Origin of the sequence: Methyloceanibacter sp. (assembly GCF_051306395.1) — a bacterium.
Taxonomy (GTDB): domain Bacteria; phylum Pseudomonadota; class Alphaproteobacteria; order Rhizobiales; family Methyloligellaceae; genus Methyloceanibacter.
On record NZ_JBPPND010000213.1, the window covers coordinates 1 to 6851 of the forward strand.

At 62.3% G+C, this 6851-nt stretch carries 7 protein-coding genes; all 7 read right to left on the reverse strand.

Features of this window, described 5'->3' with window-relative positions; all coding sequences use genetic code 11:
* A partial coding sequence (locus ACSLE4_RS11160; protein ID WP_435904524.1) for an aminotransferase class III-fold pyridoxal phosphate-dependent enzyme occupies positions 1-599 on the reverse strand: 599 nt, incomplete at its 3' end.
* 47 nt (positions 600-646) lie between these two features.
* Positions 647-1804 (reverse strand): ABC transporter ATP-binding protein, encoded by a 1158-nt coding sequence (locus ACSLE4_RS11165; RefSeq protein ID WP_435904530.1) that lies wholly within the window; start codon positions 1802-1804, stop codon positions 647-649.
* 13 nt (positions 1805-1817) lie between these two features.
* On the reverse strand, positions 1818-2639 hold the full coding sequence (locus tag ACSLE4_RS11170) for an ABC transporter permease (protein ID WP_435904525.1): 822 nt from the start codon (positions 2637-2639) through the stop codon (positions 1818-1820).
* Between the two features lie 3 nt (positions 2640-2642).
* The gene (locus tag ACSLE4_RS11175) at positions 2643-3560 is read right to left on the reverse strand and encodes an ABC transporter permease (RefSeq protein ID WP_435904526.1); all 918 of its coding nucleotides are present in this window, start codon (positions 3558-3560) and stop codon (positions 2643-2645) included.
* A 46-nt stretch (positions 3561-3606) separates the two neighbouring features.
* A complete protein-coding gene (locus ACSLE4_RS11180) occupies positions 3607-4707 on the reverse strand; it encodes an ABC transporter substrate-binding protein (protein ID WP_435904527.1) in 1101 nt (366 codons plus the stop codon).
* A gap of 146 nt (positions 4708-4853) precedes the next feature.
* Complete coding sequence (locus ACSLE4_RS11185) at positions 4854-6305, reverse strand: NAD-dependent succinate-semialdehyde dehydrogenase (RefSeq protein ID WP_435904528.1); 1452 nt, start codon at positions 6303-6305, stop codon at positions 4854-4856.
* Between the two features lie 12 nt (positions 6306-6317).
* Positions 6318-6851: aldehyde dehydrogenase family protein (locus ACSLE4_RS11190; protein WP_435904529.1), on the reverse strand; the 534-nt coding region annotated here is incomplete at its 5' end.

Below are 6851 nucleotides of genomic sequence, written 5' to 3' on the forward strand. Positions count from 1 at the left end.
TCGGCGAGCTCCGCCCCGTGCTCGGGCTCGCCGCGGCTGAACGCATTCCGCGACAGGTCATGGGTGTGGCGAATATGGTCGACGCCGGTCAGCAGGGTGCCGAACATCTTGCGATTGCTGGCGATGCCGCCCACCGACGTTCCGCCGAAATTCACTCCATGATAGCCGCGCTCGCGGCCGATCAGCCGGACCTTGGTGGCATTGCCCTTCGCCCGATGATAGGCGAGCGCCATCTTGAGCGCGGTCTCGACCGATTCCGATCCCGAGTTGGTGAAGAACACATGGTCGAATCCGGGCGGGGCGATATTGACGAGCTTCGAGGCGCACTCGAACGCCTTGGGATGACCGATCTGGAACGAGCCCGCGAAATCGAGTTCGCCGACCTGATTGCGGATCGCCTCGACGATCCTCGGCCGGCAGTGACCGGCATTGACGCACCACAATCCCGACGTGCCGTCGAGAACGCGCCGCCCGTCATCCGTCGTATAATGCGTCCGTTCGGCGCTCACGAGAAGACGGGGCGCCTTCTTGTATTGGCGGTTCGCCGTGAACGGCATCCAGTATGCTTCGAGATCGTTGGTCGAGAGCCTGGCGCTCATAGTGGCCTCGTGAGCTAAGATGTATTGAAAGTCGGTTGGGCTACGGCTCAGCCTTGCAGCACGACCGGGCTCGTGCCGCCCCAACTGACCCACACCTTCTCGCCCCAGCCAAAGTCATCCTGGTCGAACCGGGAGCGGTTGGGACGCGATATCCGGATCAGCGCCCCGTTGGCAAGCAGCACGTGAAAGATCGAGATGTCGCCGAGATAGGAGATTTCCTTGATCTCCCCTTTGGCGACATTGTGAGCCGGCGGGCACTCCGGCAAAGTAGGCGGCGCGTCCGCGTCCTTATGCAAGTTCATCTTCTCGGGACGGATCGCGACCCACACCTTGGAAGACTCCTGGCCCAGAACAGCATGGGGGACATGGATGCGGTGCGGCTCCAGTTCCGGGCATTTGACCGTCGCCTCGTCGGGTTGATCATCGATCAGCGTGCCTTCGAACATGTTCACCGAACCGATGAAGTCGGCGACGAAGCGCGACGCCGGAAATTCGTAAAGATCCGAAGGGGTACCGAGCTGCGCGATCGAGCCCTTGTTCATGACCGCGATGCGGGAGGCGATCGCCAGAGCCTCGTTCTGGTCATGGGTGACCATGATGAACGTGATGCCCACCTTCTGTTGCAGCTGGGAAAGCTCGAAGCGCATGGCTTCGAGCAGCTTGGCGTCGAGCGCCGAGAGCGGCTCGTCCAGCAGCAGGACTTTCGGCTTCTTCACCAGCGCACGGGCCAGCGCCACACGTTGCCGCTGACCGCCCGAAAGCTGGTCTGGTTTGCGGTCGGCAAGCTGCCCGAGCTGCACCAGCTCCAAGGCTTCCTGCACGCGCTCCGCCCGCTCCGGCTGAGGCACGCGGTCGATCTTGAGGCCGTAGGCGACGTTATCCGCCACCGTCATATGCGGGAACACGGCGTAGGACTGGAACACCATGTTCACGGCGCGCTTGTTCGGCGGGATGTCGCCCATGTCCTGACCGTCGATCAGGACCTGGCCCTCGGTCGGCACCTCGAGGCCCGCAAGCATGCGCAACAGTGTCGTCTTGCCGCAACCCGATGGACCGAGCAGCGCGAAGAACTCGCCCGGCTCGATGTCGAGGCTGACATGGTCCACGCCGACCGTGGATCCCCACCGCTTGCAGATGTTGCGGAAACTGATGATAGGCTTGACCGCCGCCGCAGTTCCGCCGGGTGATACTTGGTCCACGTTCATCATCCCTCTAAGGCTACTTTCGCCCCCGGCCCTGGATCAGCATCATCAGAGCCATGAGCACGATCGTCACAAGGATCAGCATCGTCGACGCCGCGTTGACTTCGGGCGTCACCGAGAAGCGCAGCATCGAATAGACCTTTACCGGGAAGGTGACCGTGTCAGGTCCCGAGGTAAAGAACGTGATCACGAAGTCGTCGAGCGAAAGCGTAAACGCCAACAGTGCGCCCGCGATCAGCGCAGGTTTCAGATGGGGCAGCAGGACATCGCGAAACGCCTGCCAGTCGTTGGCACCGAGGTCGCGCGCGGCTTCCTCCTGCTCCTTGTTGAAACTGGCGAGCCGGGCACGGACCACCAGCGCGACGAAGGGGAAACAGAACGAGACATGGGCGATGATGATCGAGCCGAGACTGAACGGCCATATGAGATTGTTGGGCCAGGGCAGGACGCGGGTGAAGAACAAGAGCATCGAAACGCCCATGCAGATTTCCGGCACCACGATGGGAAGGGTAAAGGCGCCCTCCACCGCGGTCTTGCCGAAGAAGCGGTAGCGCCACAGCAAGATGCCGGCCAGCGACCCTATGACGAGGGAGATCAGCGTGGCGAACAGCGCGATAGTCAGCGAGTTGGCGAAGGCGATCAGCAGGTCCTCGTTGTTGAAGAGCTTTTTGTAGTAATCGAGCGTGAAGCCTCGCCAGACAATGTTCCGCTTGCTGTCGTTGAAGCTGAAGAAGACGAGCGCGACGAGCGGCGCATAGAGGAAGAAGAACACGACGAAGAGCCAAAGCTTCATCTGCCATGCGCGGTTGTATTCGAGGGGTGCGCGTCGTGTGGCCATGGTCTAGATCCCGTGACCGGCGTCGGTGGATTTGCCGCGGGTGACATAGACGCGCAAGGCGATCGCGGCGAATGTCGCGTACATCAGCAGGAACGACAGCGCGGCGCCGAACGGCCAGTCATTGGCCTTTTTGAACTGACGCTCGATCACGTTGGCGATCATCTGACTGTCGGGGCCGCCGAGCAGATCCGGCGTCAGATAGGCGCCGAGCGCCGGGACGAAGGTGATAATGATGCCCGAGATGATGCCCGGCAGCGCCAGCGGCACCACGATCAAGAACAGGGTCCGGATGTGGCCGGCACCGAGGTCGAGGCTCGCCTCGATGAGCGATTTGTCGAGCCGGTCGAGCGCTGCGTAAAGCGGCAGCACCATGAAGGGCAAATGCACGTAGACCAGTCCGAATACGACGGCAAAGTTGTTGTAAAGCAACTGCAGGGGCGTGAAGTCGCCCAGCGGCTCCAGCCCCACGAGCGTCATGAGCCAGCTACCCTGATCCCAGAACCATTCGAGCGTGAAGTTCACGTAGCCTTGAGTCCGCAGCACCGCGATCAGCGCGTAGGTCCGGATCAGAAGGTTGGTCCAGAACGGTAGCATGATCAGCAGCAAAATCCACGCCCGCCAACGCTCGCTGGCGAAGACGATCGACAGCGCAACCGGAAAGCCGATGACGAGACACAGGAATGTCGTGATCCCGGCGACGAAGATCGACTTGGCGAAGATGCCGAGATAGAGCGGCTGAAGCGCCCGCGCGTAGTTGGCGAAGGTGCCGCTGATGTCGACTTCGGTCAGACCCACATTCTGACCGAAACTGTAGGCCCACACGATCGCGAGTGGCGCGAGGAAGAACACGACCACCCAACCAATGGGCGGCAGTGCCGTCGCCAAAAAGGCCAGCCGACGCTCTTGTGTCCGGGTTGCCATGGCGGCTTGTCGTGTTCCTCCCCTATGCCACGCGCGTTCCCTTACCTTATGCCGCTCGCAGCCGGGTCATCGCCTCGTCGAGCAGCCGCGTGAACTCGGGGCCGAGGTAGCGCGGGTACTCGCATTTGGCCATGACGTCGGCCGGCGGGAAGATCACCTTGTTATCCTTGTAGGAGTCCGGCATCAGCGCGACGGCTGCCGCGTTGGGAGACGGATAGAGAATGGTCTTGGTGATCTCGGCGCCGACCTCGGGCTCGAAGATGAAATTCAAGAACTTGAGGGCATTCTCCGGATGCGGCGCGCCTTTCGGGATGGCCAAGGTGTCCTGCTGCTTCATGGCGCCTTCTTTCGGCACGATGAAGTCGATGTCGTCATCTTCGGTCATGATCTGCGCAATGTCGCCGTTGTACTCCATCACGACGTCGACTTCGCCGGACAGGAGAAGGTCCTGGCCGTTGTCCTCGTGGAAGGCCTTAATGTTGGGCTTCTGCTTGATGAGCATGGCCTCGGCCTCCTTGATCAACTCGGGCGAGTCGTCGTTGATGGATTTGCCGAGATACTTGAAGCAGTTGCGGAACAGCTCGCTCGCGTCGGACATGACGGCGATGCGGCCCTTGTACTCGTCGGAATCGAACAGGTACTTCCAGCTATCGGGGACCTGCTTCACCTTGGACTTGCGGTAGCCGATGCCGATCACGAGCCAGGTATAGGGCAGGCTGTATTTGCGGCCGGGATCAAAGGGCGCGTCCTCGATGAACTCCGGGGCGATATTCTTCATGTTGGGAATTTTGGAATGATCGAGGGGCTCGAGCAGATCGGCCTTGATCATCCGTTCGACGAACTCGCTGCCCGGTACGATCACGTCATATCCAGGGTTGCCCGCGCGCAACTTGGCGAACAACTCGTCGTTCGTCGCGAACAAACTCATATTGACGTCGATGCCGCTCGCGTCCGCGAAGTCTTCGAGCGTGGTCTCGCCGATATAAGTGTCCCAGTTGTAGAAGTTTAGCTTTTTTTCCTCGTCAGCGGCCCAGGCAGAGTGCTTCCTGCCGGTGAGGGTGATGCCGACTGCGGCAACGCCGAGTCCCTTGAGAATTGATCGGCGTGAATGGGGGCCGAATAAAAATTTGGTGCGCTCGTCCGACATGCTCACTCTCCCTCCGATTACTGATCGTGCTATCCGTACCTACTTCCAAGTCCTTGGCCGCCGATGGTTTCTTGCTGTGAAGTATGGCTGCTTGCAGTCATGCCCACCAGCCCAATCGCTAGCCAACTTTCTCTGAGCCTGACCAATCATTGATCAAGCCCGCCCAGGCAGATGTATTTGACCTCCAAGTACTCCTCCAAGCCTTCGGCGCCGCCTTCGCGGCCGAGACCCGATTCCTTGACGCCGCCGAACGGAACCACCTCGTTCGAAAAGATGCCCTCGTTGATGCCGACCATGCCGGCATCGAGCTTCTCGGCAACACGCCAGGCGCGGCTGACGTCCCGGCTGAACAGATAGGCCGCGAGCCCGAAGGGTGTATCGTTCGCCAACCGGATCGCTTCGTCCTCGGTCTCGAACCGCACCAGAGCGGCGACGGGGCCGAAAATCTCCTCGCGCACGATGCTCATGTCGGGCGTCACGCCGCCCACGACCGACGGGCGGTAAAACAGCGGCCCCGCGGGAGCAATCTCGCCGCCGGTCAGGACTTTGGCGCCCTTCCTGACGGCTTCCGCCACCAGCGTCTCGACCTTGTCGATGGCCTCTCCGCTGATCAGCGGGCCCACGGCATTGCCGTCCTCCAGGCCGGGGCCGACAGCTAGTTTGTTCACGCATTTCACCATGGCCGCCGCGAAGCGGTCGTAGATGCCGGATTGCACGAGAATGCGGTTCGCGCAGACGCAGGTCTGGCCGGCGTTGCGATATTTGGAAGCCATGGCGCCGGCGACGGCCTGATCAAGGTCGGCGTCGTCGAAGACCAGGAGCGGCGCGTTGCCGCCGAGCTCGAGGGTCAACTTCTTCACCGTGTCGGCGCACTGGCGATAGAGGATCTTGCCGACTTCGGTCGAGCCAGTGAAGGAGAGCTTGCGCACGCGGGCATCGTCGCAGAACACCTTACCCACGGCGGGTGCGTCGTCGGTCGTGACGATATTGAGGACGCCGGGCGGCAGGCCCGCGTCTTCGGCGAGCTTGGCGAGCGCAAGAGCGCAAAGCGGCGTTTCCGCCGCGGGCTTGACCACGATCGTGCAGCCGGAGGCGAGCGCCGGCGCAACCTTGCGGGTGATCATCGCGATCGGGAAATTCCACGGCGCGATCGCGGCGACGACTCCAATCGGCTGCTTGATGGTGATGTACCGCTTGGAGGCGGCGGTCGTCGGAATCGTCCGTCCGTAGGCGCGCTTGGCTTCCTCGGCAAACCACTCGATGAAAGAGGCCCCATAGGCCACCTCGGCGCGCGCCTCGGCGATGGGCTTGCCTTGCTCCGTGGTCATCAGCTGGGCGAGGCTCTCGGCCTCCGCGGTGACCAGGTCGAACCAGCGCCTCAGGATAGCCGCCCGCTCCTTTGCCGTCTTTGCCGACCAGTCCGGCAACGCGCGGCTCGCGGCGTCTATGGCGTGTCTGGCCTCCTCGGGGCCGAGATCGGGCACAACCGCCACCTCCGCGCCCGTCGCGGGATCGGTGACCGCGAACGTCTTCGCCGAACCGACCCATTCGCCGTCGATGAAAGCGCTGGTCGGAAACTTCTTGGCGATCATGTTCATCGGCACCATCCGTCAGCGTATCGTGATCGAGACCGATTTCAGATCGGCATATTTGTGCAGAGCATGAAGCGAGCGGTCACGGCCGAAACCCGACTGTTTGAAGCCGCCGAACGGCATGGTGATGTCGCAGGCGTCCCATCCATTGACCCACACGAGGCCGGCCTTGATCTCGCGGGCGGCGCGGTGGGCGAGATTGATGTCGCGCGTCCACAGGCCGGCGGCGAGGCCATAGACCGTATCGTTGGCAAGGCGGAGGGCCTCGTCCGGCTCCTTGAATCGGCTTACGGCGAGGACGGGTCCGAAGACCTCCTCCCGGGCGAGTTGCGCGTCCGGCGCCACGGCGTCGAACACCGTCGGCTCGACGAAAAAGCCGCCGCTGTCGACACGGGTGCGCTTGCCACCGAGCCGCAACGCGGCGCCGTCTCGGGCTGCATCCTCGATGTAGCGCAACGCCGTCTGCATCTGCTCGGCCGAGACCATGGCGCCGAATTTGGTCGCCGGCTCCAGCGGATCGCCCGGCACAATGCGCCTGGCAATCATCAGGAG